This window comes from Streptosporangium sp. NPDC003464 (genome assembly GCF_053588315.1).
The window spans coordinates 36,107-59,966 of sequence record NZ_JBSFPS010000014.1; the positions used below are offsets into that span (position 1 = coordinate 36,107).

A 23,860-nucleotide genomic window follows, 5' to 3' on the forward strand; every position below is an offset into this window, starting at 1 on the left:
CACTTCTTCCCACCGCTTCCCATTTGACCTTTTACGCCTCTATGCAATATTTCAGGAGGGCCGCAAAAGGGGGATGAATGGCGGCCCGCTCTCCTTTCCGCCGGGCCCGGCTGACGTCTCCCCCCGGGTTTGGTGAACCTCCAGCCGGTGGCGGAGCCGCCGCACTCCGATTTTCAGCGAACCAATAACGCTTTTATGCCCGTTAACAACTCCCCGGCCCGCCGACCCGAATTTCGAGTACGACAAAAATGGTCAGCGATATTGTAAGTCCGGCCGCGGCGGCACACACTCGGTGACAAGGAGGCCTGCCCCAAATTTTGGAGCCACAATGGACCGAGCCGTAACTGAAATTCACGGGCGTAGAAAATCGATGCTCCGGCGCCTCGCATCCGCCGCCGTCGCGATGCTCGCCGTGGCGTTCCTCTGCGTGCCGCCCGCCAGCGCCCTCGCGCTGCCGACGCCGAAGGATCTGACCGCCTTCCTCGATCTTGAATGCTTCAGGACCAGCCCGTACCAGCCTCCGGCCACCACGCTCACGCTACGGCACATCAACCCCGTGCTCAGCACCCTGCCGATCGAGACCGTCACCCTCGGCCAGCGTGAGCAGCTGTGCGTGCCGGTCGCCAAGAACACCCAGGTCCCGCCGTCGCCCGCGATCGACTTCATCAAGTACGTCGACCTGGCCTGCTACAAGATCTCCGGCACCACGGTGACCACGGGCCTCGTGCTCAGCCACCTCAACCCGCTGTTCCAGACCCTGCCGCGCACGCAGATCTCCATGAACACCCCGCAGCAACTGTGCGTGCCGGTCATCAAGAACAACGTGGCCCCACCCCCCGAGGTGCTGTCGCTCGTCCGCCACATCGACCTCAAGTGCTACGGCATCACACCCAACACCCCGTTGAACCAGCAGCTGTCCCTGCGCCAGCTCAACCCCGTCCTGACCCCGATGATCCCCACGCACGGCGCGCAGGTCCTCTACGCCCGCCAGCTGTGCGTCCCGGTGCAGAAGGCCGGCGACAACATCCCGAGCGAGGTGTTCAACATCGTCCGGTGGATCGACCTGGAGAAGTTCGACCTCGCCACCCCGGCCCTGCCCACGGTCTCGCTGACGCTGCGGCACATCAACCCCGTCCTCGCCGGACTCCCGATCGAGCAGGCCGTTCTCAGCGGCGCCAGCCAGCTGGCCCTGCCGGTCGCCAAGAACGGCAACTTCCCTCCGGGCTGACCCCCTGGCCCAGGGCCCTTCCACGGGTGTGACCCGGAGCATGTGGCCCGGAGCCCTTCCACCCGCGCCGGTGGAAGGGCTCCGCCGTTCCCGCCGGCCGTCGGAAGGCGCCCGGTGAGCCGCCCTACCCCGCCGCTACGCCCGGACCCACTGGTTCACCAAGGACACCACCGCCACCTGCTGGGACCGGACGGCTTCCAGGTCCGGGAGCGTGACGACAGCACGGTCAGGCGCGAGCCACGTCATCAGACCCGTTGGATCCTGGAAGGCGAACTCGGCGCCGTCGGCCCGGACCTTCGCCCCACGGTGGAAGACGAGTTGCAGCCGGTCCCCCGGCTGGAGCCGGAAGGTCACCCGGTCCTCCCCGTCATGGCGGAAGCTCGGGGCGTTCCATTTCACATGCTCGGAAATGTCGCTGTTCGACGCCAAGATCGCCGATCTGAGCTGTTCGACACCCGCCTTCAACGGGTGATCGAGGGCCGCCATGAAGCGGTCGACATCGCCAGATCTGTTCTGCATCTGCCGTTCCTCCCATGCAACGTCAAAGATCATGATGCCGCATGCGGCGGCTGTCGGGGGCTCCGGCGGCGTGGTCCAGCTCCGGCGGCGATCTCCGGCGGTGTGGTTCAGCGCCGGCCGCGGAAGGTGCGACGCAGGTCGTCGACCCAGCCGTCGGGGATCTCCCATGGGATGAAGTGGCCGCCACTCTCGTGGGTGGTGAGGTTGACGTGGTTGTACCAGTCGGCGCGGTCGCTGGAGAGCCAGCTCTGGATCCGCTGCTCGGCGGTGGTGACGCCGGGCGGGTTCTCGTAGCCGACGAAGGTGATGCCGGTGGGGGCCTCGATGACCGGCCGCCGGTCGTGGGAGGGGGCCCAGGGGTAACGGTTGGCGTTGGCGTAGTAGCGCACCGAGGTCCCGATGGCGTTGTTCACCCAGAAGATCATGGCGTGGGTGAGGAGGTCGTCCTTGGAGAAGACGTTCTCCACGTCGCCGTGGTTGTCGCTCCAGCCGGCCCAGCGCTCAAGGATCCAGGCGAGCAGGCCGACCGGTGAGTCGGCGAGCCCGTAGGCGAGGGTGCTGGGGTCGAGGACGTGGACGGCCAGGTGAGCGGCGAAGCGCCGGTCCAGGGAGACGGACCGCCGGCGCACGGGCTCGGGCAGGCCCTCGGGGATCGGCCGGCCGCCGCTGAAGTCCCAGGCCCGGTCGCCGTTGAAGAAGGTGAGCTTCTGGCCGGAGCCGATGTGGATGCCGTGCAGTTCGCCGGCGTACTTGTGACCGAGCTGGCCGGTGACCAGAGCGCCGATGTCGCATCCGCCGGCGGCGTACTTCCGGTGACCGAGGATGCCGGTCATCAAGGTGTGCCAGAGGTCGGCGACCTTCCAGAAGTTCATGTCGGGGTGGCCCGGCAGCGGGGTGGAGAAGCCGAAGCCGGGCAGGGAGGGGACGATGACGTCGAACGCGTCGGCCGGGTCGCCGCCGAAGGCGGCGGGGTCGGCGAGGGGGTCGACGACCTTCGACCAGTGCCAGAAGGTCCATGGCCAGCCGTGCGTGAGGATGAGCGGCGTGGGCTCGGGACCGACGCCGGGCCTACGCATGAAGTGGACCGGAACGCCCTGGACGCTCACCCGGTAGTGCTCGTAGGCGTTGATCGCGGCTTCGGCCTTGCGCCAGTCGTAGTGATCGAGCCAGTAGTCGGCGAGTTCCTGGAGGTAGCCCCGGCTGACGCCGTAGTAGCCGTCGTCGTTGCCCGCGTCGTCGGGCCACCTCGTGAGCCGCAGCCGGGCCTTGAGGTCGTCCAGCACGGTGTCGGGGACGTGAATGGGCGCGGGCTCCAGCGGAAAGCGCGCTGTGGCTGACATGAGGTTCCTTCCGGGATATGAGAGGCGGCCGCGCCGCGGATCAGCGCTCGACGTCCATGAGCGCGGCCATCCGTGCCAGCGCGGGCAGGGCGGCGCCGATGGCGTGCCGTTCCTCGGAGGTCAGGGCTTCGGCCAGCTGGGAGAACCGGCGGACGCGGTCCTGGTGCCGGGTCTGGATGATCTGCGCACCGGCCGGCGTCACCTGGACGAGTACGGCGCGGCGGTCTTCGGGGTCCGGACGGCGCTCCACCAGTCCGTCGCGTTCCAGCCGGCTGACGAGTTGGGTGATGGCGGGCTGGGTGATCTGCTCGGTCACCTTCAGCGCGGTCAGCCGCATGGGGCCTCTGTGGACCAGCGTGTGCAGGACCGACAGCGTGGTGAAGCTGTGCTTCTCGGCCGCGGGGAGCCGGATGGAGCCCCGGGTGAACCTTCCCAGCACGGCGGCCAGGGCTTCGGCGTCGAGATCCTGCCGGCTGTGTGGTGCCATGATCGAAATGTATCACCAACTTATTTAAGTTGCTTATGCAACTCCACGCCTGCCGGGCGGCGCCGCACGAGGAGGCCCCCTCGAACTTCTCGTACGGCCCCTGCGCCGAGGTCCGTGTCACCGCGGCGACGGCCGGTGAGCCGGATCCGGTCGACGCCCTCCGCGGAACGCCCGTCCCCACCGGGCCGGGAACCGGATCCGGCGGGACCTCAGGCCCCCTCCGAGGTCAGGGGCTGCGGCGCAGGCGCGCCTTCGGCATCCGGCGGATGACGGCCACTCCGGGCCGCTCTTCCGGGAGTGCCGCGGCCCGGCCCGCGGCCCGGTTCCGGCGCTGGGCGGTGAGCGCGTCCAGCGACCAGGGGCCGCCGCCGAGCACGGCCAGCATCAGGAACGACCAGGCGAACAGCGCCGCGGGCTCGCCTCCGTTGACGATCGGGAACAGCCCTTTCGGCTGATGGACGACGAAGTAGGCGTAGGCCATCGTCCCGGAGCAGAGCAGCGCGGCGACGCGGGTGGCCAGGCCGAGCAGCACGAGGCTCCCGCCGCCGAATTCGATCACCGCCGCCCACCATCCCGGCCACGCCCCGAACTCCGGCGGCCTGCCGCCGTTCGGACCACCGAGGACGCCGAACAGACTCGCCGCCCCATGGCAGGCGAACAGCAGTCCGATCACGGCTCGGAACAACGACAGCACGGCGCCACGGACCTGGTCGTGATTCATCGATCTCCTTCGGGCATGAGCTCCTGTGATTGACAACCGTCCGGTCCGGGCGACATCCGGGTCACGTGACCACGCCGACGTGGCGGGACGCAGATCGGCGAGGTCTGTCAGCGCCCGACCGGGCGGCGCGGCACTCCTTTGCTGGGAGGTTGCCAAAAATATAAAGGAAACTTTCCTAACAGTAAACGGTCCGCGTGACGATTTTCCGCGACCCCTGTCAGGCCCGCGGGCTCACTCCCGGGAGTGACGCCGGTGATCCCTCCGGCGGCTGACGCGCGCACCGCGGCGCCGTCGTAGGCTCGGCGGACCAACCGGCCGCGGGGCCGGCGGACCGACGTCAGGAGTCCCACAGTGGCGCAGTGGCTGCGGGAGTCGCCGCCGGCCCGGATCGACCTCGCCATCACCGTGGCCGTCACCGCGGCGACCGTCGTCCCCCTGCTGCTGCCCGCACCGCGCGCGTGGTGGGTCGTGGCGCTGGCCGTGCTCGCCTCGGTGCCCATCCTGTGGCGGCGCAGGGCTCCGATGGCGACAGGGCTGGTGGTCGCACTGGCCATGAGCGCGATGGTGATGTGGGAGAAGCCACTGCTGCCGTACGGGCCGATGGTGAGCCTCTACACCATCGCGGCGCTGGGCACGCCCCGGCAGCGCCTGCTGACGATCCCGGTCGCCGGGCTGATCGCGGCCCTCTCCCTCGTCCTGCCGCAGGAGGGGCCGGAGACCTACCGCTTCCTGGTCACGGCGCTCGTCGCCGCCTACGCCCTGGGGACCGGTGCCCGCGCCCGTCGCGCGCAGGCCGCCGAGCTGGAGGAGCGCGCCCGCAGGCTCGCCCAGGAGCGCGACGCGGCGGCCGCGCGGGAGCGCACCCGCATCGCGCGCGACATGCACGACATCGTGACCCACTCCGTCGGCCTCATGGTGGTGCAGGCCGAGGCGGGACCCGTGGCGATGCGCTCGGACCCGGCGCGCGCCGAGGCGGCCTTCGACGCGATCGGCGAGATCGGCCGCGGAGCGCTGGTACAGCTGCGCGACCTGCTCGGCACGCTGCGCTCGGGAGAGGACGCGGGCAGGGGGCCGCGCCCGGGGGTCGACTCCCTGCCCGAGCTCGTCGAGCGGACCGGGCGGACCGGGCTGAAGGTGACGCTGGCCCGCGAGGGTGAGCCGCGCCGGATCTCCGCCGAGGTCGACGTCGCCGCCTACCGGATCGTCCAGGAGGCGCTGACGAACGTGCTGCGCCACTCGGACGCGGGTGCCGTACGGGTCCGGCTGACCTGGACGCGGGCGTCACTGGAGGTCGTGATCGCCGACGACGGCGGCGGCGCCGGGGGCACCGGGGACGGCCACGGGCTGACCGGCATGCGGGAGCGGGCGGCGGCCTGCGGCGGGACCCTGCACGCCGGGCCGGGCCCCGGGGGATTCGTCGTGTCCGCAGTGCTTCCGGTTAGATGAAGCCCATGCTGCGCGTCCTCATCGTCGACGACCAGGACCTGTTCCGCGGCGGCTTCTCCCTGATCCTCGACGCCCAGCCGGACATCACGGTCGTCGGCGAGGCGGCCGACGGCCTCGCGGCCGTCGCGGCGGCGGCGGAGCTCCAGCCGGACGTCGTGCTCATGGACATCCAGATGCCGGTCATGGACGGGGTGGAGGCGACCGGGCGCATCTGCGCGACGACGTCCGCGAAAGTGCTGGTGCTGACGATGTTCGACCTGGACGAATACGTCTACGACGCGCTGCGGGCCGGGGCGAGCGGCTTCATCCTCAAGGACATCCGCCGTGACGAGCTGGCCCACGCCGTGCGCGTGGTCGCCGCCGGAGAGTCCCTGCTGGCTCCGACGATCACCAGGCGGCTGGTCCAGGACCTGGTCCGGCGGCCCGGCCACGGCGTGGCGCCGCGGCTGGCCGGCCGGCTCGGGGCGCTGACCGAGCGCGAGATCGAGACACTGCGGCTGGTGGCGGCCGGCAGGTCCAACGCCGAGATCGCCGCCGAGCTGGTCGTCAGCGAGCACACCGTCAAAACACACATCAGCCGCATCCTCACCAAGCTCGACCTGCGCGACCGGGTGCAGGCCGTCGTCTTCGCCTACGAGGCGGGCCTCGTCGTGCCCGGCGCGTAGTCCGCACGGGTGATCCGCCGGATCGATCGCGGCGGCGATGCCCCGCCGCCCGCGTCAGGCGGAGCATCGGAGCATGCACTCGAAGACCTGGAGATCCGCCGCCGCGATCGCGGCGGCCGCGCTGTCGGCGCTTCTGTTCTGCTTCGGCAGCGGACTGCACCCCGTGCCGTGGTGCACCTGGCTCGCCCCGCTGCCGGTGCTGGCACTCGCGCCCCGAGTCGGCGCGGGCACGGCTTTCGCCGCCGGGACCACCGCGTGGCTGGGCGGCACGGCGCCGCTGTGGGACTACGCGCTGAACACGATCGAGCTACCGCTGCCGGTGGTGGCGGTCTCCTTCGTGGGGACGGCGTCGCTGTTCGGGCTGGCGTCGGTCGCCTTCCGCGCCCTGACGTCGCGCGGCCGCCCGCTGTCGGCGGCCCTCGTCGTCCCCGCGGCCTGGGTCACGGTGGAGTACGCCCTGTCGGTGATCACACCGCACGGCGCGTGGTCGAGCCTGGCCTACACCCAGGCCGACGTCCTGCCCGTGCTGCAGACGGCCTCGGCCGCCGGCGTCTGGGGCATCACGTTCCTCCTCATGGCCGTACCGTCGGGGATCGCCGCGCTGCTCGCCCCGGCCGCGGCCGGACGGCTGCGCCTCGTGGCCGTCCTCGGCTCGGTCCTCGCGGTGTCGCTGGGGTACGGCGGCTGGCAGCTGCGCACCCCGCCCCCCGCGCAGCGGGACACCGTGGCGCTGCTGGCGACCGACCACCCGAACGATTTGATCAAGCTCGGCACGCCGCAGGGCCGCGACCTGGTCCGGCGCTACACGGCCCGCATCGAGGCCCTCGCGGCGGCGGGGGCGCGCGTCGTGGTCACTCCGGAGAAGACGTTCCTCGCCGACGGCGCGGACCTGCGGACCCTGGCCGCTCCGCTGTCCGCGATCACCGCCAGGCACCGGGTCGACGTCATCGCCGGGCTGGTCGTGTCCCGTGGCGGAGAGCTGTACAACGTGGCGCTCGACTTCCCCGCGGGCGGCGGCGCGCCGGTCGAGTACGTCAAACACCACCTCATCCCGGGCCTGGAGGACGGGCTGCGCACCGGCACCCGGCCGGCCTTCGTCCCCGGCAAGCCGTGGGGCCTGATCATCTGCAAGGACCTGGACTACCCCGGCCTGGTCCGCGACTACCGCAACCGGGGCGCCACCGCCCTGTACGCACCCGCCTGGGACTTCGACCGTGACGGGTGGCTGCACAGCCGGATGGCGGTCACCCGCGGGGTCGAGAGCGGCCTCAGCGTGGCCCGCGCGCCCCGCGCCGGCCTGCTGGTCCTCAGCGACCCCCAGGGCCGGATCGTGGCCGAGGCCCCGACCGCGGACACGCCGTTCGCGTCGGTCACCGCCGCCCTCCCCGCGCCGGCCGCGCCGACCCTATACGCCAGATGGGGTGACTGGGCCGCCTGGAGCTGCGCCGTACTGCTCCTGCTCCTGCTCGGCACCCTGCTGCGCCGCCCGGCCACCCCGTCCTCAGGTCACGGCAGGCCGGTGGCGGGGTCGACGGCGGCCAGGAACAGGTCGCCGTTGCCGAGCGCGGCGCCGCCGGTGGGTGCGCCGTAGGTCAGCCCGGCCACCAGCACCTTCCCCGCCGGGGCCGACGTCGCGTACAGGTCCGGCTCGGCGAACGGGTCGACGCCGTCGTCGCGCGCCGTGCCGAACTGGGCGGCCGCCTGCCGCACGCCGCCGGCCGACAGGCGTACGGCCAGTACGTCGGCGCCGCCCGCCACCACCCCGATCCGGCCGCGGGTGTAGCCGATCACCTCGACGGCGCCGCCGGGCAGCGCGACCACGGCGGCGCCGGCGTCCGGGGCCGGCGTGGCGACGGCCGTGCGCCACTTGCGCCGCTTGCCGGAGGTGTAGGCCACGGCCAGGAGGTCGCCGCCGCTCTCGCCGGTGGCCACCGTGAGCCCGTCCGTGGTGACCGTCACCGCGGCGAGCCGGTCGTCGCCGGCGCCGCCCTCGGCGGACACCCACTGCGGGGTGCCGTCGGTGCCGTACCTGGCGATCCAGCCGTCCAGCCCGCCGAGCGCCGGCGCGCCGGGCAGTCCCGCCGTGGCGCTGCCGACCACGGAGACGCCGGCGCCGTCGGCGGCCACGCCGTTGGCCTTGTCCTCACCGGCGCCGCCGAGCTGGCGGGTCCAGGCGATCTGCCCGTCGGCGGCGACCCGGACCAGGATGGCGTCCTTGTCACCGCTGTTCGGGCCGACGAGCGCGCCCTTGGTGTAGCCGGCCAGGTACGCGCCGCCGTCCGGGGCGGCGGCGAGCCCGTAGACGCGGTCGGCGGTGCCGGCCGCGCCGAACTGGGTCAGCCACCGGACGGCGCCGTCGGCGTCCAGCCGCGCCACGAACGCGTCGTCGGTGGTGTTGCCGGGATGGCGGCCGTCCAGGTCACCCTTGGTGTAGCCGGCGGCCAGCACACCGCCGTCGGGCAGGGCCGCGACGCCGTACAGGCGCTCGTCGGAGGCGGTGCCGAGCTGTCTCGTCCACCGCGTGGCGCCGTCCGGGCCCCGGCGGATCAGGACCGCGTCCAGCTTGCCCGCGTGCGGCTGCCCGTCGACGGGACCGCCGGCCGCCAGCCCCAGGGTCACCGAGCCGTCGGCCTGCGCCGCGACGCCGCCCGCCCAGTCGGTGCCGGCGGTGCCGTACAGCGGCGCGGGCAGGCCGGTCGGCGGGACGACGCTCAGCGCGGGTCCGAGGTCGGCCATGCCCTGCTCGAAGGCGGGCGCCCAGACGCTCCAGTCGTGGCCGCCGTCCAGGATGCGCATCTGCGCCGAGACGCCCGGCGCCCGCCGTGCCGCGTTGTAGAGCGCTTCGGACTCGAAGTCGAGGTCGTGGCGGGCGTCGGCGGGCCGCGGGTTGGCGTACTCGTCGTCGCCCACCGCGACGAACAGCCGCACGGGCAGCTCGGGGTCCGTGCCGGTCAGCAGATCGGGGTAGTTGAGCTTGCGATACACCTCGTCGACGAACTTCTCCTCGCCGAGGCCGAACGCGCCGTGGTCGCGGGCCGAGGAGTCGGCCGGCGGCAGCGGCGTGTAGACGGCGGGGCTGAGGACGAGCGCGCCGCCGAAGAGGTCCGGGTGGGCCAGGGTGAGGCGCAGCGCGCCGTAGCCGCCCATGGAGTAGCCGCCGACCATCCGCGCGCCGCGGATCGGCGCGGTGCGGTAGGTGGAGTCGACGTGGCCCACCAGGTCACGGGTCAGCGCGGTCTCCACCGGCCGGCCGGGCTCGTCGGCGCCGGTGTACCGGGAGTCCACGTACCAGCTGCCGCGCCCGCTCCAGGGCGCGTCCGGCATGACCGCGATGAGGGCGGGGATCCGCCCGTCCCGGATCAGCTGGTCCAGCGTGCCCTTGACCCGGGTCCACGCCTGCATCGTGTCGCCCCTGCCGTGCAGCAGGTAGAGCACCGGGTAGCGCCGCGCGCCGTCGCCGTAGCCGTAGGGCAGGTAGACGTTGTACGGGATGGGCCCGCCCATCGCGGCGGAGTACGCGGAGCCCTCGGTGATCGTGCCCGCCCGCTCCTTGCCGACCTGCGCCTGACCGGGCACGGCCAGCAGGGCGACGAGGGCCAGGGCCGTCAGGACACCGAGCCCGCGCCATCGCGTAACGGCCATCGGGTCACTCCTCGATAGTGCTGTAAACGTTTACAACAAGCCGGTCCGGATACGCGGACCTTGAGCTCGTTTCCGGCGAGTGTCTTGGGCCCGCTCCGGCCGTGTCAATAGGGGCGCCCGCGACCCAGCCGGCCCGCACCGCCTCCCGGTCCCGGAAACAGCCCGTCCGCGCTACTTGCTGATCCCACCTTGAAACGGCCTGCGTGCACTCCATGGCAGTTGACCTGCGATGTCTCAACATGCGGACAGGCTTTTTCCTACTCTTCAGGTAGGATATTGTGGTTTTTATGACCGGCAGCACCAACCACCGCATGGCGGCGGAGCGCAGAGCGCGTCCGCTCCCGGCGCGGGACGACACCAGCATGCGGCGCCGCCGCACCACGAGCTGTCGGGGCTCCTCCTGTAGCTGAGGCCCCGCGGGTCCCGGAGTCCGGCAGGCCGCCGGCCGTCCGCTGCCGCCGCGCCCCTCTCCTCTTCTCGCTCCCCTTCTCTTGTTGCCTGTCTTGCCGCTTCTCTTCTCGCTCCCGCCTCCGATCCCCCTCCCCTCGCGTCCCCGGCACCGCCGTCCGCTGCGTGGCGGTGCCGTACGGCCGACCGCCCGCCCCCGTTCACAAAGGTCTCCTGCTCATGAAGGGCGATAACCCCATGCCATCATCCAGACTGCGGTCCACAGCGATGGCGAGCGCCGCCGTGCTCGCCGCCGTGGGGCTCCTCGGCGCCTGCGGCGGGGAGAGCTCGCCCAGCGGCGCGAAGGCCTCCGGCGGACCGGTGTACGGGGGCACGCTGACATACCTGGAGCACCAGGCACCGACCTGCCTCTACCTGCCGGCCGCGGGCTTCTACCCGAACGGCGGCTTGCTCAACCAGCTCACCGACAAGCTCACCTGGCAGAACCCCAAAACGCTGGAGATCGAGCCGTGGATCGCCACCTCCTGGGAGGTCAACGCCGACGCCACCGAATACACCTTCCACCTCCGCGAGGGCGTGACCTTCAGTGACGGCAGCCCGCTCGACGCGTCGGCCGTCGCCGCGAACTTCGACGTCTACGGCCTCGGCGACCCGGACCTGAAGCTGCCGCCGGCCGAGTTCGTGAACAACTACGACCGCAGCCAGGTCGTCGACCCGCGCACCGTGAAGTTCTTCTTCAAGCAGCCCTCCCCCGGCTTCCTCCAGGGCACCTCGGTCATCGGCGCCGGCCTCGTGGCCAAGTCGACGATCTCGCGCCCCTACGAGGAGCAGTGCCAGCTCAAGAACATCGTCGGCTCCGGGCCGTTCACCGTGGCCCGCCAGGTCGTCGACAAGGAGATCGACCTGGCCGTCCGCAAGGACTACAACTGGGCGCCGGCGTCCTCGGCGCACCAGGGGCGCGCCTACCTCGACGCGGTCAAGATGATCGTGACGCCGGAGGACAACGTGCGTGTCGGCGCGCTGACCTCCGGGCAGGCCGACTATGTGCGCTACGTGCAGGCGTACGACGAGGAGACGGTGAAGAACGCCGGTTTCACCGTCTACGCGGAACCGACCCGGGGCGTCAACAACGGCCTCTACCTGCGGCCGGCCAACAGCATCCTGAGTGACGTCAAGGTCCGCAGGGCGCTGCAGGCCGGCACCGACGCCAAGGAGGTCGTGGACACCCTGTTCACCCCGGGCTACCCGGTCGCGACCTCCGTGCTCAGCCATCTGGCGCAGGGCTACGCCGACCTGTCCGGGAAGCTGGCCTACGACCCGGACAGGGCCAACGCGCTGCTGGAGGAGGCCGGCTGGGCCCGCGGCGCCGGCGGCGTCCGCCAGAAGGACGGGCGGGAGCTGACGCTGGGCGTCTTCGTCTCCGGCCCGCAGCCGCTGTCGAAGCAGACGCTCGAACTGGTCGCCCAGCAGTGGGCCAAGATCGGCGTGAAGCTGGAGATCCGGCCCGCCGACGCCGGCACGCAGGCGGTGGACATCAAGAACGCGGAGAAGACGGCCATCGCGCACTCCATGGTCGGCCGTGCCGACCAGGACGTGATCAAGAGCCACTTCCACACCAAGAACCGCGACGTCATCCTCTCCGACGACCCCAAGCTGGACCGCCTGCTGGAGCAGGAGTCCGCGGCCGCCGACAAGACCGCGCGCAACGCGAAGGTCGCCGAGATCCAGCGCTACGTGGTCGACCAGGGCTACGCGATCCCGCTGTTCGAGGAGCCGCAGGTGTACGGCGCCGCGCCGTACGTGCGGGGCGTCACCTTCGAGGCGGTCGCCCGGCCGGTCTTCTACTCGGTCTGGCTGTCGGATCAGACAGGCCGATGACCAGATATCTCCTGCTGCGGACAGGACAGGCGGTCCTGGTGCTGTGGGCCGCCTTCACCGCCAGCTACGTGCTGCTGCAGATCCTGCCGGGCGACTCGATCCTGATCAAGTTCCAGAACCCCGAGCTGGGCCTGTCCCCCGCGCAGATCGCCGAGATCCGCGCCTACTACGGCGACGACGCGCCCGCGATCACCGGCTACCTGCACACGATGCTCGGCTTCCTGCGCGGCGGCTTCGGCTACTCCGTCGACACGGGCACTCCGGTGGTCGAGCGGCTGGCCGAGGCGCTGCCGGAGACGGCCGAGCTGGCCACCGCCGGGTTCACCCTGGCCGTGCTGATCGCCGTGCTGATCGCGTTCGCCGCGAGCCACACCCGGCTGGCCTGGGTCCGCGGCGCGCTGCTGGCCGTACCGTCGCTGTGCGTCTCGATCCCCGCCTTCTGGCTCGGCATCCTCCTGATCCAGGTGTTCTCCTTCCGGCTCAAGCTGGTGCCGGTCATCGGGGGCGACGGGGTGCAGCAGCTCATCCTGCCGGTCCTGACCCTGGCCGTACCGATCTCGGCGCCGATCGCGCAGGTGCTGGCCCGCAGCCTCGACCAGGTCCAGAGCCAGCCGTTCGTCCCGGTCGTCGCGGCCAAGGGGGCCTCGCGCCGGTGGATCCTGTGGCGGCACGTGGCGCGCAACGCGCTGCCGCCGACGCTGACGATCGCCGGCCTGACCTTCGGCGAGCTCATCGCCGGGTCGGTCGTCACCGAGACGGTCTTCGGCCGCAACGGCGTCGGCCGCCTCACCGAGCAGGCGGTCAACGCGCAGGACACGCCGGTGATGCTGGCCGTCGTCGTGCTCGCGACCGCCGTCTTCGTGCTGGTCAACCTGGTGGTCGACCTGCTCTTCCCGGTGCTCGACCCGCGGCTCAAGGCGAAGGTCGGTGCGGCCGCATGAGGATCGCGTCCCGCCGCCCGGACGTGGGCCTGGTGCTCGCCTGGCTCGTGATCGCCGTCGTCGTGCTCTGGGCCGTCGTACCCGGACTGTTCACCGCGGACGACCCGATCGCGGGCGTCCCGGCGGAGAAACTGCGGGGCCCCGGCCCGGACCACCTGTTCGGCACCGACGCCGTGGGCCGCGACCTGTTCACCCGCGTGGTGTACGGGGCCGTCCACTCCCTGTCCGGGGCGTCCGTCGCGGTCGGGGTCGGCCTGGTGCTGGGCACGCTGCTCGGCCTGCTCGCCGGGTCGACGGGCGGCGTGCTCGACGCGCTCATCATGCGCGGGATCGACGTGCTGCTCTCGGTGCCGGGCCTGCTCCTCGCCCTCACCATGATCATCCTGCTCGGGCCCGGCACCGTCAACGTCGCGATCGCGGTGGGCGTCGGCTCGGTCGCGGCCTTCGCCCGCCTGGTCCGCTCGGAGGTCGTCCGGGTCCGGCGGACCGACTACGTCGAGGCCGCGTTCGGCAGCGGCGGCCGGTTCGCGGCCGTCCTGGGACGCCACGTGCTGCCCAACTCGCTCGGCCCCGTCATCGCGCTCGCCGCCCTGCAGTTCGGCACCGCGATCCTGGCCATCTCCACCCTCGGGTTCCTCGGCTACGGCGCCGAGCCGCCCACCCCTGAGTGGGGACTGCTCGTCTCGGAGGGGCGCAACTATCTGGCGACCTCCTGGTGGCTGACCTCGCTGCCGGGCGCCGTCGTGGTGTCGGTGGTGCTCGCCGCCAGCCGGATCAGCCGATCGATGGGACGGGAGAACCCATGAGCCTGCTCGACGTACGCGACCTCGCGGTCTCCTACCGGACCGGCCGGCGCGCGCTCCAGGCGGTCGAGGGGATCTCCTTCACCGTCGAACCCGGTGAGGTGGTGGCGGTCGTCGGCGAGTCCGGGTCCGGCAAGTCGACCACGGCGCACGCGATCCTCGGGCTGCTGCCGCCGAACGGGTCCGTCGACGCCGGGCAGATCCTGCTGGACGGCACGGACATCGCCGGCTGGCCGTCGCGCCGGCTGGAGTCGGTGCGGGGCGTCCAGATCGGGCTGATCCCGCAGGATCCGTCCAACTCCCTGAACCCGGTCAAGACCGTCGGCGCCCAGATCGGTGAGGCCCTGCGCATCCACCGGCGCGGCGACCGGCGGGCGATCTCGCGCCGGGTCGTCGAGCTGCTCGCCCGCGTCGGGCTGTCCGATCCGGAGACGCGCGCCCGGCAGTTCCCGCACGAGCTGTCCGGCGGCATGCGCCAGCGGGTGCTCATCGCCATCGCCATCGCGCTCGAACCGCGGCTCATCATCGCCGACGAGCCGACGAGCGCGCTGGACGCCACCGTGCAGCGGCGCATCCTCGACCTCATCGACGGGCTCCGCGCGGAGTCCGGCACGGCGGTGCTGCTGGTGACCCACGACCTCGGTGTCGCGGCGGACCGGTCGGACCGGCTCATCGTCATGAAGGACGGGCGGATCGAGGAGCAGGGCGCGACGGAGGCCGTGACAGCGGCCCCGGAGGCCGGATACACGAGACGGTTGCTGAGCGACGCCCCCGCGCTGTCGGTGCGGGAGTTCCGGGCCCCACCCCCGGAGACCTCCCCCCGGGAGGCCGCCGTCGTCGTCCGCGACCTGGTCAAGGAGTTCCGCGTCCGGGGACGGCCCTTCCGCGCGGTCGACGGGGTGTCGTTCGAGGTGCCGCGCGGCACGACGCACGCGCTCGTCGGGGAGTCGGGGTCCGGCAAGACGACCACGGCCCGCATGGTCGTGCGGTTCGCCGACCCCACCTCCGGCTCGGTGACGGTCGGCGGGATCGAGACGGCCGGCCTGCGCGGCGACGCGCTGCGCGGGCTCCGCCGCCGCGTCCAGCTCGTCTACCAGAACCCGACCGGCTCGCTCGACCCGCGGCAGCCGGTCGCCGAGATCGTGGAGGAGCCGCTGCGCAACTTCCGGATCGGCGACCGGGCCTCGCGCGGCATCCGGGTGCGCGACCTCCTCGACCGGGTCGCCCTGCCGTCGAGCGTGCTCACCCGCAGGCCGCGGGAGCTGTCCGGCGGCCAGCGGCAGCGCGTGGCCATCGCCCGCGCGCTGGCCGTCGACCCGGAGGTGGTCGTGCTCGACGAGGCGGTCTCCGCGCTCGACGTGAGCGTGCAGGCGCAGATCCTCGACCTGCTCGGAGCGCTCCAGCGCGACCTCGGGCTCACCTACCTGTTCATCTCTCACGACCTGTCCGTGGTGCGGCAGATCTCGCACACCGTGTCGGTCATGAACAAAGGACGCATTGTGGAATCCGGAAACACGCGACAGGTCTTCACCGGCCCGCGGCACGACTACACCCGCGAGCTGCTGGCGGCCATCCCGGGCGCGACCGCGGAGGCGGCACGATGATCGGCCGCCGGCTCGGTTTCTTCACCCGCCTGCTCGACGACGTGCCGGCCGGTGAGCGCTACCGGCTCGCCGCCGAGCAGATCAGGCACGCCGAGGCCGTCGGGTTCGACACGGCCTGGGTGGCCCAGCACCACTTCGACGAGGCCGAGGGAGGGCTGCCGGCGCCGCTGGTGTTCCTCGCCGACGTGGCGGCGCGGACCAGCCGCATCCGCCTCGGCACCGGCATCATCACGCTGCCCCTGGAGAATCCGGTCCGCGTCGCCGAGGACACGGCCGTGCTCGACCTGCTCTCGGGCGGCCGGCTGGAGGTGGGGGTGGGCAGCGGCGGCACGCCGTCGTCGTTCGCCGCCTTCGGACAGGACAGCGCGGCCCGTTCGGCCACCTACGCCGAACATCTCGCGGTGCTCCTCGACGCCTGGTCGGGGCGTGCCCTCGGCGGGGGCAGCAGGCTCTACCCGCCGGCACCGCGCCTTCCCGGCGCCGTCTGGGAGGCGACCTTCTCGGTGAGCGGCGGGGCCCGCGCCGGCCGGGCAGGCAACGGCCTCATGCTCTCGCGCACCCAGCCGCGCCCCGAGGACGCTCCGCACGCGACGCTCGCGGAGATCCAGCGGCCCATCGTGGACGCCTACTACGAGAACCTGCCGTCCGGGGCGACGCCGCGGGTCATGGCCTCGCGGACGGCCTTCGTGGCCGACAGCCGCGCGGAGGCGCTGCGCCACGCCGAGATCGGGCTGGCCCGCGCCGCCCGCCAGTTCAGGGCGGCGGGTTTCCCGGTGCCCGACGGCGGGCTCGACGAGCTCATCCCCGCCTTCGACGTCCATCTGGGGACGCCGCAGGAGGTCATCGCGGGCCTCGGCGCCGACCCGACGCTCGACCGGGTGACCGATCTGGTCTTCCAGGTGCACTCGGTCGACCCGCCGCATCCGCTCATCCTCCGCTCCATCGAGCTGCTCGCGACCGAGGTCGCGCCCGCGCTCGGCTGGGCGCCGCATCCCACCACCGCCATCCAGACCGAACCGAGCAGGACATGAACCCCCACACCACCCCGACCGGACCGAGCAGGACATGAACCCCCACACCACCCCGACCGGACCGAGCAGGACATGAGCACCGACATCATCGACCGCCTGGCCGGCATCGCGCCGGGCTCCCCCGTCGACCACCTGCGCGGCCGGCGGCCGGCCGCCCGCGAGAACGCCCAGCGCAGCTACCTCGCGCTCTTCTCCCCGGACTCCCCCGGTGAGGTCACCCAGGCCGAGCGCCACGCGGTCGCGGCGTTCGTGACCGGGCTCCACCGGGACGCCGTGGTCGCGCGCTTCTACGCCGACCGGCTCGCCGAGCACTCGGCGGAGCTGCCGGCCGCGGTCGCGCGGGAGGTCGAGGCCGCCCGGACCACCGGTCCCTACGGCGCCTACCCCGCCGGGGGCCCTCTGGCCGCCGAGAGCGTCGAGGGTCTCGACTACCGGGTGCGCGACCACGCCGCGCTGGGCGGCCGGCTCGCCGCGGCCCTCGAACACGCGCACCTGCTGGTGTTCCGTCCGCGCGAGTCCAGCCCCCAGGCGCTGCGGCAGCTCGTCGACGCCGGCTGGAGCACCTCGGCGATCGTGACGCTCTCGCAGCTCGTCGCCTTCCTCAGCTTCCAGGTGCGCGTGATCGCGGGCCTGCGGCTGCTCGACACCGCCCGGAAGGGACCGAAGCCATGACCGACGCCGTGCTCCAGCACCCCGACATCGACCGCCCGCACGCCTTCACGCAGGAGGAGCTCGGCTGGGTGCCGTGGCTGGCGCCGCTCACCGAGGAGGAGCTGAGCGAGCGCCACTGGGAGGCGCTCGTCGACCGCAGGCGCGCCGCGTCGCCGTACTTCCTGCTGCTCGCCCGCGATCCGGAGATCCTGCGGGCGCGCACGGAGACCGACAACGACATCTTCTACAACACCGACGCCGGGCTGCCCCGCGCGGAGCGCGAACTCGCCGCCGCCGCGACCTCGCGCCACAACGGCTGCGTCTTCTGCGCCTCGGTGCACGCCCGGTTCGCCTCGCACCACTCCAAGCGCCCCGACGACGTGCAGCGCCTGCTGGACGACGGGGTCGACGCCCCCCAGGAGGCGCGCTGGCGCGCCGTCATCGACGCCTCGGTGGCACTGGCGGAGACCCCGGGCGGACTCACCGCGGAGCACCTCGACGCGCTCCGCGCAGCCGGCCTCGACGACCTCGCCATCAGCGACGCGCTCCACGCGGCCGCGTTCTTCAACTGGGCCAACCGGCTCATGCTCTCGCTGGGAGAACCCACCTCGCCCGCGCCACGGGCCGGCAGGAAGGCGGAACAGTGACCGATCCACACCTGGACCATCTCGTCTACGCGGTGCCCGACCTCCTGGCCGGGGTCGCCGAGTTCGCGGCACGCACCGGGGTCACCCCGGCCGCCGGGGGCAGCCACCCCGGCGGGACCGCCAACTACCTCGTCGGCCTCGGCCCGGACTCCTACCTGGAGATCATCGGCCCGGACCCGGCGGCGGACCCCGCCGGGCGGCCCCGCGCCTTCGGCCTGGAGACCCTCACCGAGGCCCGGCTCGCGGCCTGGGCCGTGCACCCGGACGGCATCGAGGAGACCGTACGGCAGGCGCGCGAGCACGGGTACGACCCGGGCGAGGTGCAGCCGCTGTCCCGGCTCACCCCGGACGGCACCCTGCTGGCCTGGCGGCTCACCCGCCGGGCGGAGCCGGCGGCGGACGGGCTGGTGCCCTTCCTCATCGACTGGGGCCGTACGCCGCACCCCGCCGCGTCCGGCCTGCCGCAGCTCGGTCTCGTCTCCTTCACCGCGACGCATCCCGACCCGGCCGCCGTGCGGCGGGACCTGGCCGCGCTCGGCGTCAGCCTCGACGTGACCGCCGGGCCCGCGGCGACGTTGCAGGCGCGGCTCGACACCCCGCGCGGCCCGCTGACGCTGCGCTGAACCCATCCGCCCCGAGAAAGCAGACCATGAGCACTCTCCGCGAATACCTGTCCCACAAGCGCGCGGCGCTGCTGGCCCGGCGGGCGGCGCCCGGGGCCGGCCCGGTGCCGCTGCGCGCCCACGTCACGGCCGAGGGCCGCAGCGGGGTACGGCGCATCCGGATCCGGGACTTCCAGATCATCAGCGACAGCGGCCCGGACTTCGCCGGGTACGACCTCGGGCCCGGGTCCCCGGAGCTGCAGGCCGGCGTGCTGGGGAGCTGTGTGACGCACATCTTCCTGATCAAGGCGGCCGAGCTGGACGTCCCCATCGACTCGCTCGCGGTCGACGTGCAGGCCGAGTACGATCCCCGCGCCCAGCAGCCGGACAGCACGGACATCCCGGTGTATCCGCAGAACTTCCGCTACGAGGTGCAGCTCTCCTCGCCCGCCTCCGACGAGGAGCTGGCGCGGCTGCACGCCGAGGTGGAACGGGTGTGCCCCATCCTCAACCTGATCCGCAACCCGCAGGAGATCAGCGGCTCGGTGACCCGGGTCGACGCGGCGCCCCGCTGAGCGCCGCGGGAGCGACCGGATGCGGCCGGGGCGCCCCGGCCGCCCGCCCGCGGAACGCGCCGGTTCACCGCCCGCGGGCGTCCCGGCCGGCGGGCCGTGGGGCGCGCCGGTTCAGCGGCCGTGGGACGTCCCGGCCGGCCGTCGATCTCCCGGGCGGGTGGCCTATCGGCTGCGCCGCAGGAGCATGGGGCCGATGTGCCGGCGGGCGTTCCTCGCGAAGTTCGCGGTGTCGTTGACCCGCGGGAAGGGCTCGTCGGGCACCGGGACCCCGAGGAACCCGCACAGCGGCTCCCACCCCTGGCGGACCTCGAAGACGAGCAGCCGGTCGGCCGGGATCACCGCCTTGACCTCCTCGACGTGCGCCTGGAAGGTCTTCAGCGCGTGTCCGGGGTCGCTGCCGTGGCCGCCGAAGACCCGCTTCTCGACCGTCAGGCGGGTCATCTTGGCGAACGCGGCGAAGTCGGTGCCCAGCAGGGCCGAAAGCCCCAGCGCCGCCCTGCCGGAGAGCGTGGCGCCCCGGTCGCGCTGCTTGAAGATGGTGGCGTTCATGCTGTCCAGCCAGCGCTCGGGGTCCCGCACGGTGAGGACGACCTTCGCCGCGGGGTAGTGCTCGGCGAGCTCGCGCCAGTAGGCGGCGGACGGCCAGTCCACGCAGGAGTCGTAGCCGTCCAGCAGGTCGTCCCAGCCGACCGGCCGCCCCTCGGCCAGGGCGAGCCACCGGCGGATCTGCTCCGGCCTGCCCATCACCTCCATCATGTGATGGCACGGCCCGAAGCCGAGCCGCTCCAGGGCCGCCTTGAGAGAGAGTGTTCCCGTACGGCCGAAGCCCGCCCCGATGACCCGCATAATCCCTACCTTGTCGGTCGGAAAGTGCTTGATGGCTACACGGGCAATGTTTCACCGACGGCCCGGTCCGGCAAGGGCATCCCCGCCGCCGGCTCCACGGCCCGACGGGGTACTGGAACATGGAAACTCCAGGCGCGCGACGTCGGCTCCTACGGCATCGGCACCGCCGACCCCTGGCCGACCGCCTTCCGGCCCGGCCGTCCCACCGGCCGGAGCCCGTGCCGCGGCCCCCGGGGCGCGGCACGGACAGCGGCGACGGCGGCGCGCTCCCTGGTACGACAGCCGGCGGCCGGCCTAAGCGTCGGGGGCGCGACGGCCGGTGGCCGGCCTCAGGCGTCGGGGTCGCGCAGGCCGACGGCGTCGTGCCGCCAGAACGTGTCGGGGTAGACCATGGTCCCGGTCATCCACGGCTCGTAGGCGGGCAGGCGGACCGCCTGGAAGGCGACTTCGGGGATGCGGAGGGAGGGCCTGCGGAAGCCCAGCCCGGCGCCGGGGCCGAATCCGAAGCGCGCGTAGTAGGCGGGCGAGCCCTCCAGGAACACCACGGGGACCCCCTGCTCGGCCATGATCTCCAGGCCGCGGCGGACCAGGGCGGAGCCGATGCCCTGCCCCTGGTGTCCGGGCAGCACGGCGAGCGGGCTGAGCGACTGCGCCTCCACCAGGCGGCGAGGGGCGTCGAGCCAGACGCGGGTGAACATCACGTGGCCGACGATCTCGCCCCCGTGCTCCGCGACAAGCGAGAGTCCCTGGAGCGGGGTGACGGCCGCCCGCAGAGAATCCACCAGTTCGGCCACCACCTTCCCGTGGTCGCCGAAGGCCTGGAGGTGGACATGCCGTACGGCCTGCTGGTCGGCTGCCTGCTCGGTGCGGAGATTCACGCCGGAAGGATAGACAGGCGGCCCTGCCTCCCGCATCCCATTTTGCGCGCCTTGCCGGAGGATCGTCCCGTCGGCCTGCCCCGGGCGTCCGCCGGCCTGCCTCGGGCGTCCGCCGACTTCTCGGGATCGGAGGAGGCCAGGTCCGGAGGGCGCGGGCCGGGTCCGCGCCCTCCCCGGCCCGCCCGTTCCCGGCGGGCCTGTGAAACAATGTGGTGGATGCGGTTCCATGCCGATCTGCACATCCACTCGAAATACTCCAGGGCCTGCAGCGGTGACAGCGATCTGGAGCACCTGACGTGGTGGGCGCGGCGCAAGGGCGTCACGCTGATGGGCACCGGCGACTTCACCCATCCGCTCTGGTCCGAGCAGTTGCGCGACAAGCTCGTGCCGGCGGAGCCGGGGCTGTTCCGGCTCCGCGAGGACCTGGACCGCGACATCCTCCGCACGCTGCCGTCCGGCCTGGCCTCCGGTCAGGTGCGGTTCATGCTGTCGGTGGAGATCTCGACGGTCTACAAGAGCGGCGGGCGCACCCGCAAGATCCATCACCTGGTCTACATGCCGGACTTCGACGCGGCCGCGGCCTTCAACCGCAGGCTCGGGCAGGTCGGCAACCTGAGCTCGGACGGCCGGCCCATCCTCGGCCTGCACTCCCGCGACCTGCTGGAGATCACCCTGAACAGCGGCGAGGGCGCCTACCTGGTGGCCGCCCACGCCTGGACGCCGTGGTTCGGGGTGTTCGGCTCCAAGTCCGGGTTCGACACGATCGAGGAGTGCTACGGCGACCTCGCCGACCACGTCTTCGCGGTGGAGACCGGGCTGTCCAGCGATCCGGCCATGAACTGGCGGGTCTCCGCCCTCGACCGCTACCGGCTGGTCAGCCACTCCGACGCGCACTCGCCGCCCATGGTCGGCCGCGAGGCCACGGTGTTCGAGACCGACCTTGACTACTTCGCGGTGCTGCGGGCGCTGCGGACCGGCACCGGGCACGCGGGCACGGTGGAGTTCTTCCCGGAGGAGGGCAGGTATCACGCCGACGGGCACCGCGGGTGCGGCGTCCGGATGGAGCCGCGGGAGACCCGCGAGCACGGCGGGATCTGCCCCGTGTGCGGGAAACCGCTCACGGTCGGCGTGCTGAGCCGGGTCGAGGACCTGGCCGACCGGCCGGAAGGCGTCCGGCCGGCCGGCGCCGCCGGCTTCCGCCGCCTCGTCCCGCTGCCGGAGATCGTGAGCGAGATCCTCGGCGTGGGGCCGAAGAGCAAGAAGGTCCTGCGGGAGATCGACAGGCTCACCGCCGCCCTGGGACCCGAGCTGGCGATATTGGAGGACGTGCCCGTCGACGACATCCGGACCCGCTCGCCGCTGCTCGGCGAGGCCGTCGACCGGCTGCGCCGCGGCGAGGTGATCCGGGAGGCCGGATACGACGGCGAGTACGGGGTGATCCGGCTCTTCGAACCCGGCGAGCTGGAACGGCTGAGCGCGGCCGCCGCCCCCGCGCTCTTCTGACGCCCGGCCCGGCATGGCGTCCTCCGCATGACGATCGTCGATCTCGCCTGCGTGGAACGGGGCACGCCCGGCGAGCCCCATCTAATGTTTCGTGGAGATGCAATAGCATTAGCACAATGGACGTCCTGACCGGTGAGCCCCTCGCTCTGGATCTGCTCAACACCCGGGCCAACATGCCCGACGGCGAGTTCGACGTGCTCGCCTCTCCAGACACCTTCCGAGAGTGGCTGCTCGCCCAGGACGGGCGGCTGTCACCGGTGGAGACGGCCGACGACGCCGACCTGGCGGCGGTACGGGCGCTCCGCGGCCACATCACCGAGGCCGTCGAGCAGGCCCGGCAGGGCGCCGCTCCGCCTCAGACCGCTCTGGACGCGCTCCACGAGGCCCAGCGCGCGGCTCCGCCGTACCGGAGGCTGACGTGGGACGGCGCCGCGCTGACCGCCACCGTGATCAGGGCCGGAGACTCCCGCGCCCGGCTCCTGGCCGAGCTCGCCGAGGCCGCCGTCGACCTTCTCGCCGGTCCGGCGGTCACCAAGGTCCGCGGCTGTGAGGGCCCCGGCTGCCGCATGCTGTTCCTCCCGGCCCACCCGCGCCGCCGCTGGTGCTCACCCGCGCTGTGCGGCAACCGCGTCCGCGTCGCCCGTTACTACCAGCGGCACAAGGACTAGCCGGACGGGCGCCCCGCCCCTCACAGGGACGCGCGGCGCATGCCGCGGGTCCCGACGGCGAGACCGGCCAGGGCGACCACCACGGCCGCGGCCACGCCGTAGGGCACCGAGGGGTGGGCGAGGTCCCCGGCGAACAGGGCCCGCTCCGCCTCGACCACGTAGGTCACCGGGTTGGCGCGGGCCATGCCGTACAGCCAGGAGGGGGCGTTCTCCACGGGCAGCAGCACGCCGGACAGGAGCATGAGCGGGAACAGCAGTGTCTGCTGCACGCCGTAGAAGATCGACGGCTGCCTGCGGGCGGCGAGGGCCAGCGCGAAGGAGAACGAGCCCAGCCCGACGCCGAGCACGGCCAGCACGAGCAGCCCGGCCACGGTGCCGAGGAGGTGGGGGCGGAAGCCGAACGGCAGCACCACCACGATGATCAGGGCGGCCTGGGCGAGCAGGGTGACGATCTCCTTCATCGTCCGGCCGACCAGCATCGCGGTCCTGTTCAGCGGGGTGACCAGCATCCGTTCCAGAGAACCGCCCCCGCCCTCCACCAGGAGGTAGTAACCGGCCGACCCCGTGCCGGACAGGCCGAGCATGACCACGATGCCCGGCACGAACCACTGCCAGGGCGAGGTCTGCCCGACCCCGGGCGTGCCCGGCAGGAGGGGGCCGAACAGGGCGAGGAAGATGAGCGGCTGGATCATGCCGAAGAGGAGGCCGATGGGGTTGCGCAGCTCGGGACGGATCTCCCGGGCGAACACGACGCCGGTGTCGCTGACGATGTTCACC

Annotated in this window: 23 protein-coding genes; 15 read left to right on the forward strand and 8 right to left on the reverse strand. The window is 72.6% G+C overall.

Annotated elements, in window-relative coordinates; all coding sequences use genetic code 11:
• The first annotated feature begins 370 nt into the window (after positions 1–370).
• Positions 371–1,228 (forward strand): hypothetical protein, encoded by an 858-nt coding sequence (locus ACWDS7_RS05525; RefSeq protein WP_451928259.1) that lies wholly within the window; start codon positions 371–373, stop codon positions 1,226–1,228.
• A gap of 135 nt (positions 1,229–1,363) precedes the next feature.
• Here the strand turns inward: ACWDS7_RS05525 and ACWDS7_RS05530 are convergent, their stop codons facing one another.
• The 4 genes from ACWDS7_RS05530 to ACWDS7_RS05545 all read right to left on the reverse strand — a co-directional run bounded on the left by ACWDS7_RS05530 (position 1,364) and on the right by ACWDS7_RS05545 (position 4,295).
• Positions 1,364–1,747, reverse strand: a complete 384-nt coding sequence (locus ACWDS7_RS05530; protein WP_451928260.1) for a DUF1801 domain-containing protein — start codon at positions 1,745–1,747, stop codon at positions 1,364–1,366.
• 107 nt (positions 1,748–1,854) lie between these two features.
• On the reverse strand, positions 1,855–3,087 hold the full coding sequence (locus ACWDS7_RS05535) for an epoxide hydrolase family protein (protein WP_451928261.1): 1,233 nt from the start codon (positions 3,085–3,087) through the stop codon (positions 1,855–1,857).
• 40 nt (positions 3,088–3,127) lie between these two features.
• Positions 3,128–3,574, reverse strand: coding sequence for a MarR family transcriptional regulator (locus ACWDS7_RS05540; RefSeq protein ID WP_451928262.1), 447 nt, complete (start codon positions 3,572–3,574; stop codon positions 3,128–3,130).
• A 226-nt stretch (positions 3,575–3,800) separates the two neighbouring features.
• The gene (locus tag ACWDS7_RS05545; RefSeq protein WP_451928263.1) at positions 3,801–4,295 is read right to left on the reverse strand and encodes a DoxX family protein; all 495 of its coding nucleotides are present in this window, start codon (positions 4,293–4,295) and stop codon (positions 3,801–3,803) included.
• 351 nt (positions 4,296–4,646) lie between these two features.
• Here ACWDS7_RS05545 and ACWDS7_RS05550 point away from each other — a divergent pair, with 351 nt between their 5' ends.
• The 3 genes from ACWDS7_RS05550 (at position 4,647) to ACWDS7_RS05560 (ending at position 7,997) form a co-directional block, all read left to right on the forward strand.
• Positions 4,647–5,741 (forward strand): sensor histidine kinase, encoded by a 1,095-nt coding sequence (locus tag ACWDS7_RS05550; RefSeq protein ID WP_451928264.1) that lies wholly within the window; start codon positions 4,647–4,649, stop codon positions 5,739–5,741.
• A gap of 5 nt (positions 5,742–5,746) precedes the next feature.
• Complete coding sequence (locus ACWDS7_RS05555; RefSeq protein ID WP_306865999.1) at positions 5,747–6,406, forward strand: response regulator; 660 nt, start codon at positions 5,747–5,749, stop codon at positions 6,404–6,406.
• 73 nt (positions 6,407–6,479) lie between these two features.
• Complete coding sequence (locus tag ACWDS7_RS05560; protein ID WP_451928265.1) at positions 6,480–7,997, forward strand: nitrilase-related carbon-nitrogen hydrolase; 1,518 nt, start codon at positions 6,480–6,482, stop codon at positions 7,995–7,997.
• Here the strand turns inward: ACWDS7_RS05560 and ACWDS7_RS05565 are convergent.
• Positions 7,913–10,048 (reverse strand): alpha/beta hydrolase-fold protein, encoded by a 2,136-nt coding sequence (locus ACWDS7_RS05565; RefSeq protein WP_451928266.1) that lies wholly within the window; start codon positions 10,046–10,048, stop codon positions 7,913–7,915. The genes ACWDS7_RS05560 and ACWDS7_RS05565 overlap by 85 nt on opposite strands.
• Before the next feature lie 675 nt (positions 10,049–10,723).
• Here ACWDS7_RS05565 and ACWDS7_RS05570 point away from each other — a divergent pair.
• The 9 genes from ACWDS7_RS05570 (at position 10,724) to ACWDS7_RS05610 (ending at position 19,188) form a co-directional block, all read left to right on the forward strand.
• Positions 10,724–12,334: a TIGR04028 family ABC transporter substrate-binding protein gene (locus tag ACWDS7_RS05570; RefSeq protein ID WP_451928267.1), complete on the forward strand. Its 1,611-nt coding sequence runs from the start codon at positions 10,724–10,726 to the stop codon at positions 12,332–12,334.
• Positions 12,331–13,275 carry an ABC transporter permease gene (locus ACWDS7_RS05575; protein ID WP_451928268.1) on the forward strand — a complete coding sequence of 315 codons (945 nt, stop codon included), beginning with the start codon at positions 12,331–12,333 and terminating at the stop codon, positions 13,273–13,275. The genes ACWDS7_RS05570 and ACWDS7_RS05575 overlap by 4 nt, the downstream gene beginning before the upstream one ends.
• Entirely contained in the window at positions 13,272–14,081 is an 810-nt protein-coding gene (locus ACWDS7_RS05580; protein WP_306865986.1) for an ABC transporter permease, read from the forward strand. The genes ACWDS7_RS05575 and ACWDS7_RS05580 overlap by 4 nt, the downstream gene beginning before the upstream one ends.
• Positions 14,078–15,682 (forward strand): dipeptide ABC transporter ATP-binding protein, encoded by a 1,605-nt coding sequence (locus ACWDS7_RS05585; RefSeq protein WP_451928269.1) that lies wholly within the window; start codon positions 14,078–14,080, stop codon positions 15,680–15,682. Before ACWDS7_RS05580 ends, ACWDS7_RS05585 begins: the two co-directional genes overlap by 4 nt.
• Entirely contained in the window at positions 15,679–16,713 is a 1,035-nt protein-coding gene (locus ACWDS7_RS05590) for a putative FMN-dependent luciferase-like monooxygenase (protein WP_306865982.1), read from the forward strand. Before ACWDS7_RS05585 ends, ACWDS7_RS05590 begins: the two co-directional genes overlap by 4 nt.
• Positions 16,714–16,785: 72 nt before the next feature.
• Positions 16,786–17,385: a CMD domain protein gene (locus ACWDS7_RS05595; protein ID WP_451928270.1), complete on the forward strand. Its 600-nt coding sequence runs from the start codon at positions 16,786–16,788 to the stop codon at positions 17,383–17,385.
• A complete protein-coding gene (locus ACWDS7_RS05600; RefSeq protein ID WP_451928271.1) occupies positions 17,382–18,011 on the forward strand; it encodes an alkylhydroperoxidase domain protein in 630 nt (209 codons plus the stop codon). Before ACWDS7_RS05595 ends, ACWDS7_RS05600 begins: the two co-directional genes overlap by 4 nt.
• On the forward strand, positions 18,008–18,634 hold the full coding sequence (locus tag ACWDS7_RS05605; RefSeq protein WP_451928272.1) for a VOC family protein: 627 nt from the start codon (positions 18,008–18,010) through the stop codon (positions 18,632–18,634). The genes ACWDS7_RS05600 and ACWDS7_RS05605 overlap by 4 nt, the downstream gene beginning before the upstream one ends.
• 26 nt (positions 18,635–18,660) lie before the next feature.
• Positions 18,661–19,188, forward strand: coding sequence for an OsmC family protein (locus ACWDS7_RS05610; protein WP_451928273.1), 528 nt, complete (start codon positions 18,661–18,663; stop codon positions 19,186–19,188).
• A 162-nt stretch (positions 19,189–19,350) separates the two neighbouring features.
• Here the strand turns inward: ACWDS7_RS05610 and ACWDS7_RS05615 are convergent, their stop codons facing one another.
• Both ACWDS7_RS05615 and ACWDS7_RS05620 read right to left on the reverse strand, forming a co-directional pair.
• The gene (locus tag ACWDS7_RS05615; protein WP_451928274.1) at positions 19,351–20,034 is read right to left on the reverse strand and encodes a sulfotransferase family protein; all 684 of its coding nucleotides are present in this window, start codon (positions 20,032–20,034) and stop codon (positions 19,351–19,353) included.
• A gap of 329 nt (positions 20,035–20,363) precedes the next feature.
• Entirely contained in the window at positions 20,364–20,912 is a 549-nt protein-coding gene (locus tag ACWDS7_RS05620; protein ID WP_451928275.1) for a GNAT family N-acetyltransferase, read from the reverse strand.
• 216 nt (positions 20,913–21,128) lie between these two features.
• Between ACWDS7_RS05620 and ACWDS7_RS05625 the strand changes: the two genes are divergently transcribed.
• Both ACWDS7_RS05625 and ACWDS7_RS05630 read left to right on the forward strand, forming a co-directional pair.
• Entirely contained in the window at positions 21,129–22,415 is a 1,287-nt protein-coding gene (locus tag ACWDS7_RS05625; RefSeq protein ID WP_451928276.1) for an endonuclease Q family protein, read from the forward strand.
• Positions 22,416–22,531: 116 nt separating this feature from the next.
• Positions 22,532–23,083 (forward strand): CGNR zinc finger domain-containing protein, encoded by a 552-nt coding sequence (locus ACWDS7_RS05630; RefSeq protein WP_451928277.1) that lies wholly within the window; start codon positions 22,532–22,534, stop codon positions 23,081–23,083.
• A 20-nt stretch (positions 23,084–23,103) separates the two neighbouring features.
• On the opposite strand, the gene ACWDS7_RS05635 is transcribed toward ACWDS7_RS05630, so the two are convergent.
• On the reverse strand, positions 23,104–23,859 hold the full coding sequence (locus ACWDS7_RS05635; protein ID WP_451928278.1) for an ABC transporter permease: 756 nt from the start codon (positions 23,857–23,859) through the stop codon (positions 23,104–23,106).
• Position 23,860 lies beyond the last annotated feature (1 nt).

What these genes read in the sequence shown, in the direction of transcription:
- ACWDS7_RS05525 (WP_451928259.1), top strand. Translation starts at nt 371, where the DNA reads ATGCTCCGGCGCCTCGCATCCGCCGCCGTCGCGATGCTCGCCGTGGCG.
- ACWDS7_RS05530 (WP_451928260.1), bottom strand. Translation starts at nt 1,747, where the DNA reads ATGCAGAACAGATCTGGCGATGTCGACCGCTTCATGGCGGCCCTCGAT.
- ACWDS7_RS05535 (WP_451928261.1), bottom strand. Translation starts at nt 3,087, where the DNA reads ATGTCAGCCACAGCGCGCTTTCCGCTGGAGCCCGCGCCCATTCACGTC.
- ACWDS7_RS05540 (WP_451928262.1), bottom strand. Translation starts at nt 3,574, where the DNA reads ATGGCACCACACAGCCGGCAGGATCTCGACGCCGAAGCCCTGGCCGCC.
- ACWDS7_RS05545 (WP_451928263.1), bottom strand. Translation starts at nt 4,295, where the DNA reads ATGAATCACGACCAGGTCCGTGGCGCCGTGCTGTCGTTGTTCCGAGCC.
- ACWDS7_RS05555 (WP_306865999.1), top strand. Translation starts at nt 5,747, where the DNA reads ATGCTGCGCGTCCTCATCGTCGACGACCAGGACCTGTTCCGCGGCGGC.
- ACWDS7_RS05560 (WP_451928265.1), top strand. Translation starts at nt 6,480, where the DNA reads ATGCACTCGAAGACCTGGAGATCCGCCGCCGCGATCGCGGCGGCCGCG.
- ACWDS7_RS05565 (WP_451928266.1), bottom strand. Translation starts at nt 10,048, where the DNA reads ATGGCCGTTACGCGATGGCGCGGGCTCGGTGTCCTGACGGCCCTGGCC.
- ACWDS7_RS05570 (WP_451928267.1), top strand. Translation starts at nt 10,724, where the DNA reads ATGGCGAGCGCCGCCGTGCTCGCCGCCGTGGGGCTCCTCGGCGCCTGC.
- ACWDS7_RS05575 (WP_451928268.1), top strand. Translation starts at nt 12,331, where the DNA reads ATGACCAGATATCTCCTGCTGCGGACAGGACAGGCGGTCCTGGTGCTG.
- ACWDS7_RS05580 (WP_306865986.1), top strand. Translation starts at nt 13,272, where the DNA reads ATGAGGATCGCGTCCCGCCGCCCGGACGTGGGCCTGGTGCTCGCCTGG.
- ACWDS7_RS05585 (WP_451928269.1), top strand. Translation starts at nt 14,078, where the DNA reads ATGAGCCTGCTCGACGTACGCGACCTCGCGGTCTCCTACCGGACCGGC.
- ACWDS7_RS05590 (WP_306865982.1), top strand. Translation starts at nt 15,679, where the DNA reads ATGATCGGCCGCCGGCTCGGTTTCTTCACCCGCCTGCTCGACGACGTG.
- ACWDS7_RS05595 (WP_451928270.1), top strand. Translation starts at nt 16,786, where the DNA reads ATGAGCACCGACATCATCGACCGCCTGGCCGGCATCGCGCCGGGCTCC.
- ACWDS7_RS05600 (WP_451928271.1), top strand. Translation starts at nt 17,382, where the DNA reads ATGACCGACGCCGTGCTCCAGCACCCCGACATCGACCGCCCGCACGCC.
- ACWDS7_RS05610 (WP_451928273.1), top strand. Translation starts at nt 18,661, where the DNA reads ATGAGCACTCTCCGCGAATACCTGTCCCACAAGCGCGCGGCGCTGCTG.
- ACWDS7_RS05615 (WP_451928274.1), bottom strand. Translation starts at nt 20,034, where the DNA reads ATGCGGGTCATCGGGGCGGGCTTCGGCCGTACGGGAACACTCTCTCTC.
- ACWDS7_RS05625 (WP_451928276.1), top strand. Translation starts at nt 21,129, where the DNA reads ATGCGGTTCCATGCCGATCTGCACATCCACTCGAAATACTCCAGGGCC.
- ACWDS7_RS05630 (WP_451928277.1), top strand. Translation starts at nt 22,532, where the DNA reads ATGGACGTCCTGACCGGTGAGCCCCTCGCTCTGGATCTGCTCAACACC.